Here is a 13,808-nt window from a genome sequence, read left to right on the forward strand (position 1 = left end):
GCGCCTACGCCGGCGCCTCGGCCGCAGGTTCAGGCGGGATGACCGGCGCCTGACGCTGCAACCGAACCAGTAGGACCGCGGTCACCAGCACGACGGCGCCGCTGGCCAGTTGACCGGCGGTCAGCGGGCCGATCACCGCGGGCCCCTCGACGAAGAAGTCCACCGCGAACCGGGCCACCGCCTGCAGGAAGAGCGCCAGCACAAACAGGGCCCCGGAGGCGAGTTGCCGTCCGCGTTGAGCCCGCAGGATAACCAGGATCGCCACCGATGCCAGCATCAGGTAGATCTGCGTCGGGTGCCGCTGCTCCAGGAACATCTCGATGGCCCAGGGAACCCCTGTCGGCCTGCCTGCAAACAGGCCGTGCAGGAGCGCGCCGATCATGGCGACGCCGTAGCCCAGCACAAGCGCGGGCGCGAAGGCGTCCAGCAGGCCTGCACACGAGATCTGCTTGCTCCGGACGGCTACCCGAACCAGCAGCAGGGCCGCGGCCAGCGCACCGTAATAGACCAGCCCGCCGTCGCGCCAAATCGTGACCATCTTCAGGGGCTCTACGATGAACTGGCCGAGGTTGGCGGCTATGTACCCTATGCGGCCGCCCACGATCCCGGCGATGATCGCGTATAGCGCAAGGTCCAACGTCCAGTTCGGGTCGACCCCAAGCCGCCGCTGGGCGCTGCCGCGGCCCACGCTGATCGCCACCAGAAACGCCAGCAACAGGAAGACACCAAACGCCGAGATCGGGATGCCCCACAGATCGTACAGGATCGGCCGCACTCGTTCACCTCCGGGATTGCGCCTGCCGGCCCTCGCGTGCCGTCACCAGCAACAGGAGCCCGGCGCCAACAACGATTGCCACATCGGCCAGGTTGAACACCGGCCAGACGTGCAGGTCAAGGTAGTCTACCACATGCCCCAGCCGCGCGCGGTCGAGCAGGTTGCCGCAGGCACCGCCTGCCATCAGCGCGAAGCCGCCGCCCGCGGCACGGGTCACGAGCCAGCGGCCTCTATTGTAGAGAACCAGGAAGAACAGGGTCAAGGCGACGAGCGCTGATGCGACCGGCGATATCCCACTGAGGAGGCCGAACGCCACGCCGGGATTCTGCACGTGGGTTATGCTGAGCACTCCTGGGAGAACGGGAATGCTGGCCGAAGCAGGAAGGGCGCGCACGACCAGCGCTTTGACCCCCTGGTCGGCCGCGGCCACCAGCAGCGCGGCGCCGAAGAGCACAACCCAGGATTGGTGCCTGGCGCCCGCCCGGGATGGACTCGCAGGCGCTACCGGGGGGCCGATCGTTCCTCGCGCTCCTTGCACCGGATGCAGAGCAGGGCGTAGGGCAGGGCGTGCAGGCGGTCGGGGTGGATGGGCTGTTCGCACATCTGGCAGATCCCGTAGGATCCTCCCTCGACGCGAACTAGGGCCTCCTCGACCTGGCGCAGTAGTTGATGCACGCTGTTCTCTATCGCGAGTCCCTTCTCGCGCTCAAAGGTGTCGCTCGCGACATCTACCAGATCCTCGTCGTAGCTGCCGCCGGAGTCCAATCCCACCTGCTCAACCTCGGGCAGGCGCTCCTCGATCGCTTTCAGCTCCTCGCTCAGGCGCACCCGCTCGGCCTCGAGAAAGCGGCGGAGATCCTCCACCTCTCGCCGGGTGAGGGGTCGGGCCGGCTTCTGCCTGGTGCCGCGTGACACGCTGGGCCGCACCGGGCTCTTGCGCGCCCCGGCCTTTGCAGTCCGCCCCGGGTTCTTCTTCGGCCGGCCGGCAGGCTTGGTGGCCATTCGCCATCTCCCCTCAATGCGCAGGGATGAAAACCGGGCATATCTTACCCGACCGCCCTGATGCTGGCAAGGGCACGGGCCGCCCTATGTGAAACGAGCCACCGCCATCCGGATGCTCAGGCCGTCCAGCCGGACCTCCCGGGCAGGCACGGTCGCCGGCACTACGTGTACGACCTCCTGCGTGAGGGTCTCGGCCCGGACGTACTGCCCGTGCGCTGCCAGCAGTTCTTCGAGTTCCGGACCTCCTTCGAGATACAGAACGATCCTGTCACTGACGTCCAGGCCCTCTTCCTTGCGGAGCTGCTGGACGTGATGCACCAGCTCGCGCGCCTGGCCTTCCCGCGCCAGCTCCGGACCCACGGCGGTCTCAAGGATGACGACCTGGCCGCCGGCCGCCTCCGCCGCGTACCCCGGCGCCGTGTGCAGTCTGACCTCCACCTCGTCCGGCTCCACAACCAGGGGCTCGCCTTCGACCTGGAGCGTGAGCCCAGCTCCTGAGGCCAGCGTCGCGGCCGCGGCCTCTGGCGGCAATGCCCGCAGGGCCGCGGCCACCGCCTGCACCCTGCCGCCGTGCTTGGGGCCCAGCCGGTCGAACCGCGGCTTGACCTCGTGCCGCACATAGGTCGAAGCATCTTCAACGAAGCGGACCGCTTTGACGTTGAGCTCATCCGCCAGCAGCTCGATCAGCTCGGGCCGCTCAATCAGGTTCCGGTCGCGCGATGCGATCAGGACCGCGGAGAGCGGCTGGCGCACGCGGATCTTCGCGGCGCCGCGCGCCGCCCTCCCCAGACTGACGAGGCCGCGCACAACGGCCATCGCGGCCTCCAGATCGGCGTCCAGGAGAGACGGATCGCTCTCGGGGTAGTCGCACAGGTGCACGCTCTCGGGCGCGCCCGCCTCCACGGTGCGGACGAGGTTCTGGTGCATGGCCTCGGTAAGAAATGGGACGAACGGCGCCAGGGTCCGCGCCAGCGCGCGCAACACCACGTACAGCGTGTGGTAGGCCGCGCGCTTGTCCGCGTCGTCCTCGCTCTTCCAGAACCGCCGGCGGCTGCGGCGAACGTACCAGGTGGACAGCTCTTCCACGAACGCCTCCGCCGCGCGGCACGCGCTCGCGGGATCGAACTCGTCCAGCCGCTCGCGCACCGTTGCCACCAAACGCGCCAGCCGGGAGAGGATCCATCGGTCGAGCAGGCCCGGCGGCGGAGGCGATTCCAGCATCGCGGCGAAATCGAGGGTCTCCAGCGAAGCGTAGGTCACGAAGAAAGCATAGACGTTCCACCAGGGTAGGATGAACCGGCGGCGGACCTCACCGGCGGGCCCGTACCCAAAGTTAACGTTCGCGGCAGGGTTCTGCGCCGCAAACACCCAGCGCGCGACATCAGCACCAATCTTGTCGGCGGCCTCCTCGAACGCGATGGCGTTGCCCCACGACTTGTGCATCTCGCGGCCGTCCTCGCCGCGGACCATGGCATGGCCCAGGCACACCTCGAAGGGCGGTCGGTTCTCGAGCACGGTGCTCATCACGAGCAGTGAGTAGAACCAGTTGCGGTACTGCCCGGGAAACGCCTCGGTGATGAAGTGGGCCGGGAACCAGTCGCGCCAGTACCGCTGATCGCCCACGTAGGAGACCCCGCCGGTGTTGCGATCGGTGAGCGTTGAGAATGACACGATGCCGGCGTCCAGCCATGGATTGCCCACGTCCGTGATGCGGGAGACAATCGCCCCGCAGGAGGCACATGCGATCCGCACCGCATCCACCCAAGGCCGGTGCGGGGAGTGGCCCTCGAACGCCTCCCACCCCTCCACCGCCCGAGCGCGCAGCTCCTCGTGCGAACCGATGACCTCGAACTTGCCGCAGGCCCCACATTCGTAAATCGGAAGGGCCAGTCCATAGTAGCGTTTCTTGCTGATCATCCAGTCGTGCATGTTGCGCAGCCAGTCAATCTCGCGTTCCAACCCGAAGGAAGGGATCCAGCGGATCTGCCGGGTCACATCCATCATGGCCTCGCGCACAGGATCCATGGCGATGAACCACTCGTCCACCAGGCGGAATACCAGCTCGCTCCCGCAGCGCCAGCACACCGGATACCGGTGGGTGTAGGGCTCGACGCGGTAGAGCAGGCCGCCCGCGCGCAGATGGGCCTCGATCGGCCCGGCGACCTCGTAGACCGGCTTCCCCTCCAACCAGCCGTAGGGCCCTGCGAATACCCCGAACTCGTCCAGCGGAGCCAGGACCGGCAGACCGTGCTCCTTGCCCAGGGCGAAGTCCTCGGCGCCACATCCCGGCGCGATGTGAACGATGCCGGTGCCTTCCTCGGCGCTGACCTCGCGCCAGGCGACCACCCGGTGCTCCACCCCTGCCTGCGCCGGCAGATCGTCGAACGGACCGCGGTAACGCCGGCCCACCAGGGCGGCCCCGGGCACCGCCTCGACGGTTTCGTACGGGCCTGAGAGGATGCCGAGCGCGCCCTCGCAGAGGTAGTACTCCTCGTCCCCCTGCCTGACGCGCGCGTACGTCAGATCGGGATGGACCGCGGCGGCGACGTTGCTGGTGAGCGTCCAGGGCGTCGTGGTCCACACGAGCAGCGACCGTCCGGGCTCGTCCACCAGCGGAAGTCTTACCGTCATCCCCGGATGCGTCAGCTCACGGTAGCCCTCCGTCACGATCTCGTGCTCCGAGATCCCGGTGCTGCAGCGCGGGCACCATGGCATCACGTCGTGGCCCTTGTGAATCATCCCGCGCTCCCAGCACCTCTTGAGAAAGTGCCAGATCGTGTAGTTGTTGTCGTCCGAAAGCGTGTGGTAGGAGTGATCCCAGTCCATCCAGTAGCCCAGCCGTAGGGACTGCTGGGTGATCAGGTCGGCGAAGCGCTGCACGCGGGCCTTGCACTGCTCGACGAACGGCGCGATTCCGTAGACCTCGATGTCGCGCTTGGTGCGGAAGCCCAGCTCGCGCTCGACCTCCACCTCCACCCACAGGCCCTGGCCGTCGAAGCCGTTCTGGTAGCGTTGCCTAAACCCCCGCATCGTCTTGTAGCGCTGGAACAGGTCCTTGTAGGTCCTGCCCCAGGCGTGGTGTATGCCCATCGGGTTGTTGGCGGTGATTGGGCCGTCCAGGAACGAGAAGCGGCGCGGCGAGTTCTCGTTGCGGCCGAGGTAGCGCGTCAGGATCCCCTGCTCGCGCCACCAATCCTGGATCTCCCGCTCGAGCGCGGGGAAGTCCGTCTTCGAAGACACAGCGGCAAAACGCGGCATCGCAACCGTCCCCCTAACAACAATGAAGCATCCCGTCTTCAAGGACGGGATGCACCCGTGGTACCACCCTGATTCCGGCCGGCATCAATCTCGCCGCTCGGCCGGCGCTCCAGCTCCCGATCTCGGCGGAGTCCCCGGCGGCGCCTACGCGGACGATCCGTTCGGGCCGCGGCTTGGGGGTGATCTGGAGCGGCGTCCGCGCCGCTGGGCTCACACCATCTCCCAGCTCGCTCGCGCGCGGGATCGCCATCCCGTCCCCGTCATCGCCAAATGTGGCGGTAGTGTAGCACGGTCCGCAAGCGCGCGTCCAGCGGTGGGGCGGCCGTGCAGGGAGACCGGGGGCCGCGGCGAACCCACCCACTAGGACTGTCACGTGCGGTCGGGGAGCCTCGTGAAGGTCTGCCTCTACCTCGAGCACAGCCAGGACTCTTCCTGGAGCGGCGGCATCCGCCAGGCCTACGAGAACCAGGTGCGGGCGCTGCGGGCCGTCGGCGTTTCGGTCACGAGCGACCCTTCCGAGCCGTTTGACATCCTGGACCTGCACACGATCGGGCCGAGGTCGTTCTACCTGGCCGATAAGTACAGCGGTCACCGGCCGGTTGTGATCCACGGCCACACAACGGCCGAGGACTTCGCCAACTCCTTTGTCATGAGCGACGCGCTGGCCCCGATGTTGGGACGCCTGCTCACCCATTACTACAACAAGGCCGACCTCCTCATCGCACCATCGCCTTACACCGAGCAGGTACTGCGGCGGCACGAGGTGGACCGTCCTATCGAGGTGGTCAGCAACGGGGTGGACCTGCGCCGCTTCGAGTCGTTGCGCCGGGCCCGGTCGCTGGGGCGGGGCCGGTACCGCCTGCGGGGCACCGTGCCCTACTCGGTGGGACTGGTGCTGCTGCGCAAGGGGGTGGATTTGTTCTGCGAGACCGCGCGCCTTCTCCCTGACCTCACGTTCGCGTGGTTCGGCCGTATCCACAAAGCGGTGAAACCCGAAACGCTGCGCGTGGTAGAAACGGCTCCGCAGAACGTGCGGTTCACCGGCTATGTGGATAAGGTGGAGGAAACCCACGCATCCGGCGACATCCTCTTCTTCCCAAGCGCCGTGGAAAACGAAGGGATCGCGATCCTGGAGGCCGCGGCGTGCGGCCGCCCGCTGGTGCTGCGTGACTCCGAGTGCTTCACCGGCCGCTTCCGGAACGGCGTCAACTGTCTGATGGCCAAGGACCCAGACGGGTTCGCATCCCACCTGCGGCGCCTTACCGGTGACACCGACCTGGCGAGGCATCTGGGCGAGGCGGCGCGGCAGTTCGCCGCGGCGCACTCGCTTGAGCAGGTTGGGCGACGGCTCGCTGAGATCTACGCGCGGCTGTCGTAGGGCTGCGGGCGCGCGCCCTCGTGGCTGGTCTTGCGCCAGTCCCGAGCGCCCGTCAGCGCGCCGTAGACGTACCGGCGGATGGCCAACGGCACGATCACCATCGTGTGGAACGAGAACAGGGTCCACCGCACCAGAACGCCGGCCAGACGCCACGGCGAAAACCCTACCTCAGCGGTAATCGCGGTGAGCATGCCGGCCGTCAGCAGACCTGAGGCGGCCGCCATTACCGCGCGGGGGAGCTGGAGGTAGACAACCGCCTCGTACACGAGGCCGATCATCGCGTAGAGGTAGCCGGTGAGAACCGCCAGCGCGCTCAGCAGGGCTCCCGAGAGGAAGAACAGCATGTCCACCCGCCGCAGCAGTGGGACCCGGCCGAGGAGAATCTGTGGCAGGTAGTCGCCCAGACAGAGCAGGGCGCCTTCGAACCACCGCTCGCGCTGCCGTATGAGATCACGCAGCCCGACGACCCCTTCCTCCCACACCTGCGCCTCGTAGCAGTACCGGATCTCCCACCCGCGCAGCGCCAGCCGCACGCTGAGGTCAATGTCCTCGGTCAGGGCCTCCTCGTTCCAGCCGCCCACATCCTCCAGGGCCTCGCGCTTCACGATCAGGCCGTTGCCGGCCAGGCAGACGAAGGCGCCCACGGCCTGTCGCGCCCGCTGCAGCAGCGTTTGGAACACGCGGTACTCGTCTGCCTGCACGCGCGTCAGCCAGTTGCGGCCGGGGTTGTGCACCAGCCGGCGGCCCTGCACGGCGCCGGTGCGCGGATCGGCAAGGTGCGGGACCATCTGCGCGATCACGTCGGGGCCCAGCCGCGCGTCGGAGTCAAAGACCGCCAGGAGCGTGCCCCGGCTCTGCGCAATCCCGACCAGCAACGCCGCGGCCTTGCCGATGCTCCCCGGCACCGTCTGCACCACCTTGACCGGCAGCTCGGTCTGAAGGCGCTCGAGCAACTCGAGCGTGCCGTCGGTCGAGTGATCGTCCACGACGACCACCTCGATCTCGCCGTCGTAGGACTGTGCGCAGGCGGAGCGCACCGAGCCCTCGATGACGCAGACCTCGTTCTGGGCAGGGATGATGATGCTCACCGACGGAGGGACGGGCCACCTCCCGGGGGAGGGGCGGCGGGTCGCCACCCCGAGCAGCAGCACGGCGCCCCCGAAGATGGCCAGCACCAGGAACAGGTACTGCAGCCAGACGAGATCCACGACGTAGTAGCGGAACCAAAGGGCATCCCTGTAGGTGATGCTCACTGCCACCAGGGCGATCCAGCCCGCAGCGAGGGTGGCGAGCACCAGGTGGCGGGCGGTGGCCGGCCGCATGCGCATCATCCGCTCCCATCAGCCGCACCGGCAAGCGCGGCCAGGCTGCGGTCGAACGGGGGAGCCGCGACACCGGCCTCCGTGACGATCGCGGTGACCAAGTCATGCGGGGTGACGTCGAAGGCCGGGTTCCGGACAGCGATGCCCTCCGGTGCGATACTGCAGCCCATGAAATGGGTGACCTCAGCGGCAGAGCGCTCCTCGATCGGGATCGCGGCGCCGTCCGGGCAGGCCAGGTCCACGGTCGAGATGGGCGCGGCCACGATAAACGGCAGCGCATGGGCCCGCGCCAGCACCGCCAGCGTGTATGTCCCGATCTTGTTGGCAACGTCGCCGTTGGCCGCGATCCGATCGGCGCCCACGATCACGCGGTCCAACGCGCCGCCGGCCATCAGCGCGCCGGCCGCGTTGTCCGTAATCAGCGTAGAGGGGATGCCGTACTGCAGCAGTTCCCAAGCGGTCAGGCGGGCGCCCTGCAACACCGGGCGCGTCTCACACGCGAATACATGGATCCCCTTGCCGGCCTCGTGGGCCGCCCGCAGGATGCCGAAGGCCGTCCCATACCCCGCGGTCGCCAGCCCTCCGGTGTGGCAGTAGGTCAGGATGCGCTCGCCCGGGCGGATCAGCGCCTCGCCCCAGCGGCCTATCGCCTTGTTGGCGGCGCGGTCTTCCTCGGCAATGGCCTCGGCCTCGCGGCGCAGCAGCGCGGCGAAGGCGGCGCCGTCCTCCTGCTGAGCCGCCCGCGCCTTCGCCAGCATCCGCTCCACTGCCCAGCGCAGGTTGACGGCCGTGGGGCGGGCCGCCGTCAAGACCGCCCCGGCCGCCTCCATCGCGTGAGAGCGATCGGCACGCGGGAGCGCGGCGGCGCAGGCCGCGGCCAGGGCGACGCCGTATGCCGCCGCCACCCCGATCGCCGGAGCTCCACGCACGCGGAGATCCCGGATCGCAGCGGCCACCTCATCGGGCGTGGCGCAGGAAGCCACCCGCACATCGTGGGGAAGCAGCGTCTGGTCCACCAGACGCACCAGCCGGTCATCCAGCCATACGGTCTCAGGCATAACGGCCTGCTGCGGGAAAGCGGGTGACGGCGCGCCGTCAGGTCATGGGAAAGAGGGCATGCGGCTCGTCGCGCGCACTCTCGGCCGTAACCGTAACGGTGTTGGGAGCAAACAGGAAGATCTCCTCGCCCACGCGCTGCATCTGCCCGTCCACGGCATAGGTGACGCCGCAGATGAAGTCCACGATCCGCCTGGCGAGGTCGCGCTCGGCATCCCGAAGATTGACGATGACCGGTCGGCGGGCCTTCAGGCACTCCGCCGCGGCCAGGGCATCGTCGAGACTGCGCGGTTCCAGCACAACGATCTCCATCTGCCGATTCGCGTGCAGGCTCAACACCGGCGCGTGGCGGTGCTTTGCCTCCCCGTCCTCGCCCGGTGCGGCGACTGCGTCCTCCTCGGCAAAACCCAGGAACGACCAGAACCTCTGCATCGCGCTCACCTCACACCTCCCGCTCTCTCCTCCCTCCCTGGATCCGGCCTCTCCCGTGGCCTTGGACTACCGATCGCCGAACAGGGCGCGCCCGATACGTACCATGGTCGCGCCTTCCTCGATCGCCACCTCGAAATCGCCCGACATGCCCATTGATAGCTCGCAGAACGCTTTCCCCGCCACCCCATCCCGCAGGCGATCCCGCAGCGCCCGCAACTCCCGGAAGACCGGCCTTACCGTCTCCGGGTCATCGACAAGCGGCGCCACCGTCATCAGCCCGATCGGGTCGAGGGATCTGCACGCGAGCACCCGCCCGACCAGATCCACCGCCGCGCCGGGAGCGACCCCGTACTTGGTGGCCTCGCCGGCGACGTTCACCTCGATCAGGACCGAGACCCGCCGGCCGGCCTCACCTGCCGCCCGATCCACTGCCTCCGCGATCCGGAGGCTGTCGAGGGAGTGGATCACCTGGAACTGCTCCACGGCCGGCCTTGCCTTGTTCCGCTGCAGGTGGCCGATCAGGTGCCAGCGCGGCCCTGGGCCGACCGCCTCGATCTTGACAACTGCCTCCTGGACCCGGTTCTCACCTAGGTCGCGGAGCCCCGCGGCCACGGCCTCGCGCACCCGCGCCGCGTCGACCACTTTCGTTACGCCGATCAGCGTCACCGAGGCCGGGTCACGCCCGACCCGTTCGGCTGCGCGGGCGATCCGGTCCACGACCGCCCTGTACCGTTCCTCCATGCCAGTCACGCCACGGCGTTATTCGGCAGGAGGCAGGGAATCCCTGCGGTGGGTTGCGGCCGCAAGGTGGCGTGCTAGACGACCTTTTCGCGCACCACGGCGCTGAGGTAGTCCATCGCGGCCACCACTAGCGTGATAGCCCAAACCGCGGTGGCCGCCTGCTTCCACTGCAGCAGGTTGATGTACTGCATCAGCAGGAAGCCGAGCCCGCCGCCGCCCACGAACCCGATCACCGTGGACATGCGCACATTGATGTCCCACCGGTAGATCGTGAACGCGATGAATGGCGGCACGATCTGGGGCACGACAGCGTAGCGCACGACCTGCAGCATCGAAGCGCCGGTTGCGGTGATCGCCTCGATCGGCCCTGGGTCTATGGACTCGATCTGCTCCGAGTACAGCTTGCCCAGCGAGGCGATCGAGTGGATCCCCAACGCCAGTACGCCGGCAAAGGGACCGATGCCGACCCACACCGCAAACACCGTGGCCAGAATAAGGGGTTCAATCGAGCGGGCAATGTTGAACACGGTGCGGATCACATAGTAGACGAAGATCCCGATGGGGTTGCGCGCCATCAGGTTCTTGGCGCCCAGGAACGACAGCGGCACAGCCAGGACCACGCCCATGGTGGTGCCCATCAGGGCCAGAAACACGGTCTCAACCATCCGGAACAGGGTCAGGCGCAGCGCGTTGCTGGGCCCCAGCGTCGTGCCCTCCAGGCCGACCTGGGCCATGATGTGGTGTTCCGTGCCGATGACGTTGGGAACCATTACGGCCGCCTGGAACCGGCCCGAGGCATCGGTGCTCGCCTTGGTGAGATGTACCTTTACGCCGGACTGATCGAACCAGATGACGTCAACCGGGCGCGACGGCGCAAAGCCCTCGCCTGAAACGTTCACACGCGCGCCGATCGCCGCCTGCGTGGGACTCAGCGTGATTCGTCCGGGGCCGCGGGCCTCCATAGGAGCCGGGGCCGCGGCGCCGTCTAGGCCGATCCCGGTGTCCGCGACCTGCACGCGTTGCCGGCGTTCAATCAGGTCGGGACGGATCAGATCGGCGAGCAGCGGCTTCATCAGGTAGGCCTTGCGTCCCAGCTCGCCCAGGTTGATTTGGGTGACCTGCCAGCCGTAGGCGTAGATCACGCCCACGAAGATCAACCACAGGATGACACGCAGCGCCCCGGCGCCCGGCCGCGGGACCTCCGGCGCGCGCGGAGTCGGTGTCTTGGTGTTGGGTCCCATGTTGCTCCCTCTCGCAGGCGTCCGCCAGGCGACCGGCGGGCCGGCCGATGCCGGCCTACGCTATCTCGACCTCTACCGCCTCTTCTCCGAAGATCTCCTTGAAGCGCTGCTCGTCAATCTCCGCCGGCAGGCCCTCGAAGGCTATCTCGCCGGCCTTGAGGGCGATCAGCCGCGTGCCGTAGCGCCGCGCTAAGCTCAGGAAGTGCAGGCTGCACATCACCGTGATGCCGTCCCGGCGGTTCAGCTCCTCCACGTACCGCAGCACCGAGTGCGAGGTCGCGGGGTCCAGGCTGGCCACCGGTTCATCGGCCAGGATCAACTTGGGGTCCTGCATCAGCGCCCGGGCTATCCCCACCCGCTGCTGCTGGCCGCCGGAGAGCTGATCGGCCCGCGTGTGGGCCTTCTCCGGAATGCCTACCGTGGTCAGGTGTCCGATCGCCTGCTCGCGCAGGCCGCGCGGGAAGTAGTTGTAGAGCGACCATGTCGGCGGCACGTACCCCAGACGCCCGGACAGCACGTTGGTTATCACCGGTGAGCGCTTGACCAGGTTGAACTGTTGGAAGATCATCCCGATCTGGCGGCGCATGCGGCGCAGCTCGTCTAACGGTAGAGCCGTAACCTCGACGTCGTCTACGAAGATCTTGCCTGAGGTCGGCTCCACGAGCCGGTTGATGCATCGCATCAGCGTGGACTTCCCGGACCCGGAGAGCCCTATGATGATGAGAAACTCGCCGGGCTCCACCGAGAAGCTCACGCCGTTCAGCGCCCGCGTTCCGTCGGGGTAGATCTTGGTGAGATTCTCGATCCTCACCGCCGCTCCACGCATCACTCCACCTCACAAAACGGAGGAGAGCGGCGTATCCTCTCCTCCGTCCGTTGCCATCCGGTGCTTCGCGCGACCCGCTACCTGGGCCGTATCATCTGCTCGAGGTCCAGGCCAAGGAGCTTCGCCGCATCCCTGACCGGCTGGAAAAAGTCGTCCATGGTCTTCAGTTTCGGCATCTTGTGGGTGCCCTGGAGCGCGGCCAGATCGGCGTACCCCTCGTGCTGGTAGAGGGCGAAGATCGTCTCCCGGCCAGGCGCGGTGGCCGCGATGCGGAACAGCGCCTTCGCGGCCTTATCCTTGACCTCATCGGGGAGGTCGCGGCGGAACGAGACGGTGTCGTTGGGAATCGGGTCCGTGTACATCAGGACCCTCACCTTGTCCCGCACGTCCGGGTACTGCGCGACCACGCGCTCGCGTGCCTCGAAGACCGGGTTGTCAGGATCCCCAAACGTCGCGCCGGCGTCCACGGAGCCGGTATAGATCGCCAGCACCACCCTGTCGTGTCCTCCGGCAAAGACGACCTGGCTGAAGAACCGATCTGGGTCGATCCCGTTCTTCTTGAGGAGGGCGGCCGGGAACAGATAGCCGGACGCCGAGGCCGGGTCTACAAAGGCGAACTTCTTGCCGCGCAGGTCGGCCAGCGTCTTGGCGTTGAGTTCGGCGCGATAGAGGATCTGCGCGACGTAGAACGGCTTGTTCTGCCGGAGACTGACCAGACGGGCCTCTGCCCCGCACCGGCGGTTGGCCAGAACGTAGGCAAACGTCGCGAAGAACGCGATGTCCACCCTTCCCGCGCACATCGCCTCGATCGTCGCGGCGTAGCTGGTGGGAACCTCGGCCCGGACCCTGTAGCCCGTGGCCACCTCCAGCATCCTGGCCAGCGTGCTGCCCGTGGCCAGCACCCGGCCCGCGTCCACCGAGGGCACGAACGCCAGCACGAGACTTGTCTGGCCGGCGGCGGGCTGTGGGGACCAGACACCCGTGCCCAATGCCACTGCCAGGATGAGAACAACGGTCAGGAATCGCACGGTTCTGTTCACTTTCCATCCTCCTCCCGCGGGACGCTCCATCTCGTTCACGCCCAGAATAGCACAACGACCGTACGGGCGGGCGCCCGGGTGCCCGTCAGCACTTAGCGTACCCGCACTGCCGGCAGCTCGCGCAACCGTTCTCGCGGATCAGGGACGCCCCGCAGTCGGGGCAGACGCCTACGAATGTCAGCGCAACGCCCCGTTCGGCCGACCGGCCACCCTCGTGGCGGCCGTCCTCGTGCCCTCCGTTGCCTCCTGTCACCGGGGCCAGCACCGGCTCCCCGGGGGGCGCGGGGACAACCGGCGGAGGAGCGAACCGGAGCATCTCCTGGCGGACCCGCGGGCCCGGCATCGGCAGAACATCGGCGCGCGGGAAGACCTTGTCCGGCCGGAACCCATCGCCGTAGAGCGCCCGCCCCAGCGCCAGGGCCACCGCCTGCGCGATCGTCGAGACGCGCACCACCGTGCCGTCGGCGGAGCGGTCAAACGCCACCTCGGTGCTCTGGACGCGCCAGAGCTGCTCGATCACCTCTCGGGCGTCGATCCCTCCGCGCAGCGCAAGCGAGGCCATGCGGCCGATTGCCTCCGCCTCGACGTCGAGCGAATGCACGAACACCTCGCAGACGCCCAGCTCATCCTCGTTGATTACCACGTAGATGCGACCCCGAGGCGTCTCGATGCGCTCGGTCCTCCCGGAGGTCACCTTGGGCCTTGCGCGGGGCGCGGCCGCGTCGTCGCGAGCCGCG

13 protein-coding genes are annotated in these 13,808 nt (G+C 67.9%); 1 reads left to right on the plus strand and 12 read right to left on the minus strand.

Annotated features, from left to right (window positions below; all coding sequences use genetic code 11):
* Positions 1–4: 4 nt before the first annotated feature.
* From RDU83_03810 to ileS, 4 genes are all read right to left on the minus strand, one after another.
* Complete coding sequence (locus RDU83_03810) at positions 5–775, minus strand: prolipoprotein diacylglyceryl transferase (protein MDQ7840138.1); 771 nt, start codon at positions 773–775, stop codon at positions 5–7.
* A gap of 4 nt (positions 776–779) precedes the next feature.
* Positions 780–1,229: a signal peptidase II gene (gene lspA, locus RDU83_03815; protein MDQ7840139.1), complete on the minus strand. Its 450-nt coding sequence runs from the start codon at positions 1,227–1,229 to the stop codon at positions 780–782.
* A 47-nt stretch (positions 1,230–1,276) separates the two neighbouring features.
* On the minus strand, positions 1,277–1,777 hold the full coding sequence (locus tag RDU83_03820; protein ID MDQ7840140.1) for a TraR/DksA C4-type zinc finger protein: 501 nt from the start codon (positions 1,775–1,777) through the stop codon (positions 1,277–1,279).
* 84 nt (positions 1,778–1,861) lie between these two features.
* Entirely contained in the window at positions 1,862–5,035 is a 3,174-nt protein-coding gene (ileS, locus tag RDU83_03825; GenBank protein ID MDQ7840141.1) for an isoleucine--tRNA ligase, read from the minus strand.
* Between the two features lie 391 nt (positions 5,036–5,426).
* On the opposite strand from ileS, the gene RDU83_03830 reads away from it, so the two are divergent.
* Positions 5,427–6,413 carry a glycosyltransferase family 4 protein gene (locus RDU83_03830; protein MDQ7840142.1) on the plus strand — a complete coding sequence of 329 codons (987 nt, stop codon included), beginning with the start codon at positions 5,427–5,429 and terminating at the stop codon, positions 6,411–6,413.
* Here RDU83_03830 and RDU83_03835 read toward each other — a convergent pair.
* From RDU83_03835 to RDU83_03870, 8 genes are all read right to left on the minus strand, one after another.
* Entirely contained in the window at positions 6,395–7,744 is a 1,350-nt protein-coding gene (locus RDU83_03835; GenBank protein ID MDQ7840143.1) for a glycosyltransferase family 2 protein, read from the minus strand. The two genes, RDU83_03830 and RDU83_03835, sit on opposite strands and share 19 nt — an antisense overlap.
* Positions 7,741–8,793, minus strand: coding sequence for an S-methyl-5-thioribose-1-phosphate isomerase (gene mtnA / locus RDU83_03840; protein ID MDQ7840144.1), 1,053 nt, complete (start codon positions 8,791–8,793; stop codon positions 7,741–7,743). Before mtnA ends, RDU83_03835 begins: the two co-directional genes overlap by 4 nt.
* 37 nt (positions 8,794–8,830) lie before the next feature.
* A complete protein-coding gene (locus tag RDU83_03845) occupies positions 8,831–9,223 on the minus strand; it encodes a cell division protein SepF (protein MDQ7840145.1) in 393 nt (130 codons plus the stop codon).
* A 66-nt stretch (positions 9,224–9,289) separates the two neighbouring features.
* Positions 9,290–9,964 carry a YggS family pyridoxal phosphate-dependent enzyme gene (locus RDU83_03850; GenBank protein ID MDQ7840146.1) on the minus strand — a complete coding sequence of 225 codons (675 nt, stop codon included), beginning with the start codon at positions 9,962–9,964 and terminating at the stop codon, positions 9,290–9,292.
* 74 nt (positions 9,965–10,038) lie between these two features.
* Positions 10,039–11,205 carry a phosphonate ABC transporter, permease protein PhnE gene (phnE, locus tag RDU83_03855; GenBank protein MDQ7840147.1) on the minus strand — a complete coding sequence of 389 codons (1,167 nt, stop codon included), beginning with the start codon at positions 11,203–11,205 and terminating at the stop codon, positions 10,039–10,041.
* 55 nt (positions 11,206–11,260) lie between these two features.
* Positions 11,261–12,031 carry a phosphonate ABC transporter ATP-binding protein gene (gene phnC / locus RDU83_03860; protein MDQ7840148.1) on the minus strand — a complete coding sequence of 257 codons (771 nt, stop codon included), beginning with the start codon at positions 12,029–12,031 and terminating at the stop codon, positions 11,261–11,263.
* A 77-nt stretch (positions 12,032–12,108) separates the two neighbouring features.
* Positions 12,109–13,071 (minus strand): phosphate/phosphite/phosphonate ABC transporter substrate-binding protein, encoded by a 963-nt coding sequence (locus RDU83_03865; protein MDQ7840149.1) that lies wholly within the window; start codon positions 13,069–13,071, stop codon positions 12,109–12,111.
* An 85-nt stretch (positions 13,072–13,156) separates the two neighbouring features.
* On the minus strand, positions 13,157–13,808 hold a 652-nt coding region (locus tag RDU83_03870; GenBank protein ID MDQ7840150.1), incomplete at its 5' end, for a hypothetical protein.

The sequence above is a fragment of the bacterium genome (assembly GCA_031082185.1).
GTDB lineage: Bacteria > Sysuimicrobiota > Sysuimicrobiia > Sysuimicrobiales > Humicultoraceae > VGFA01.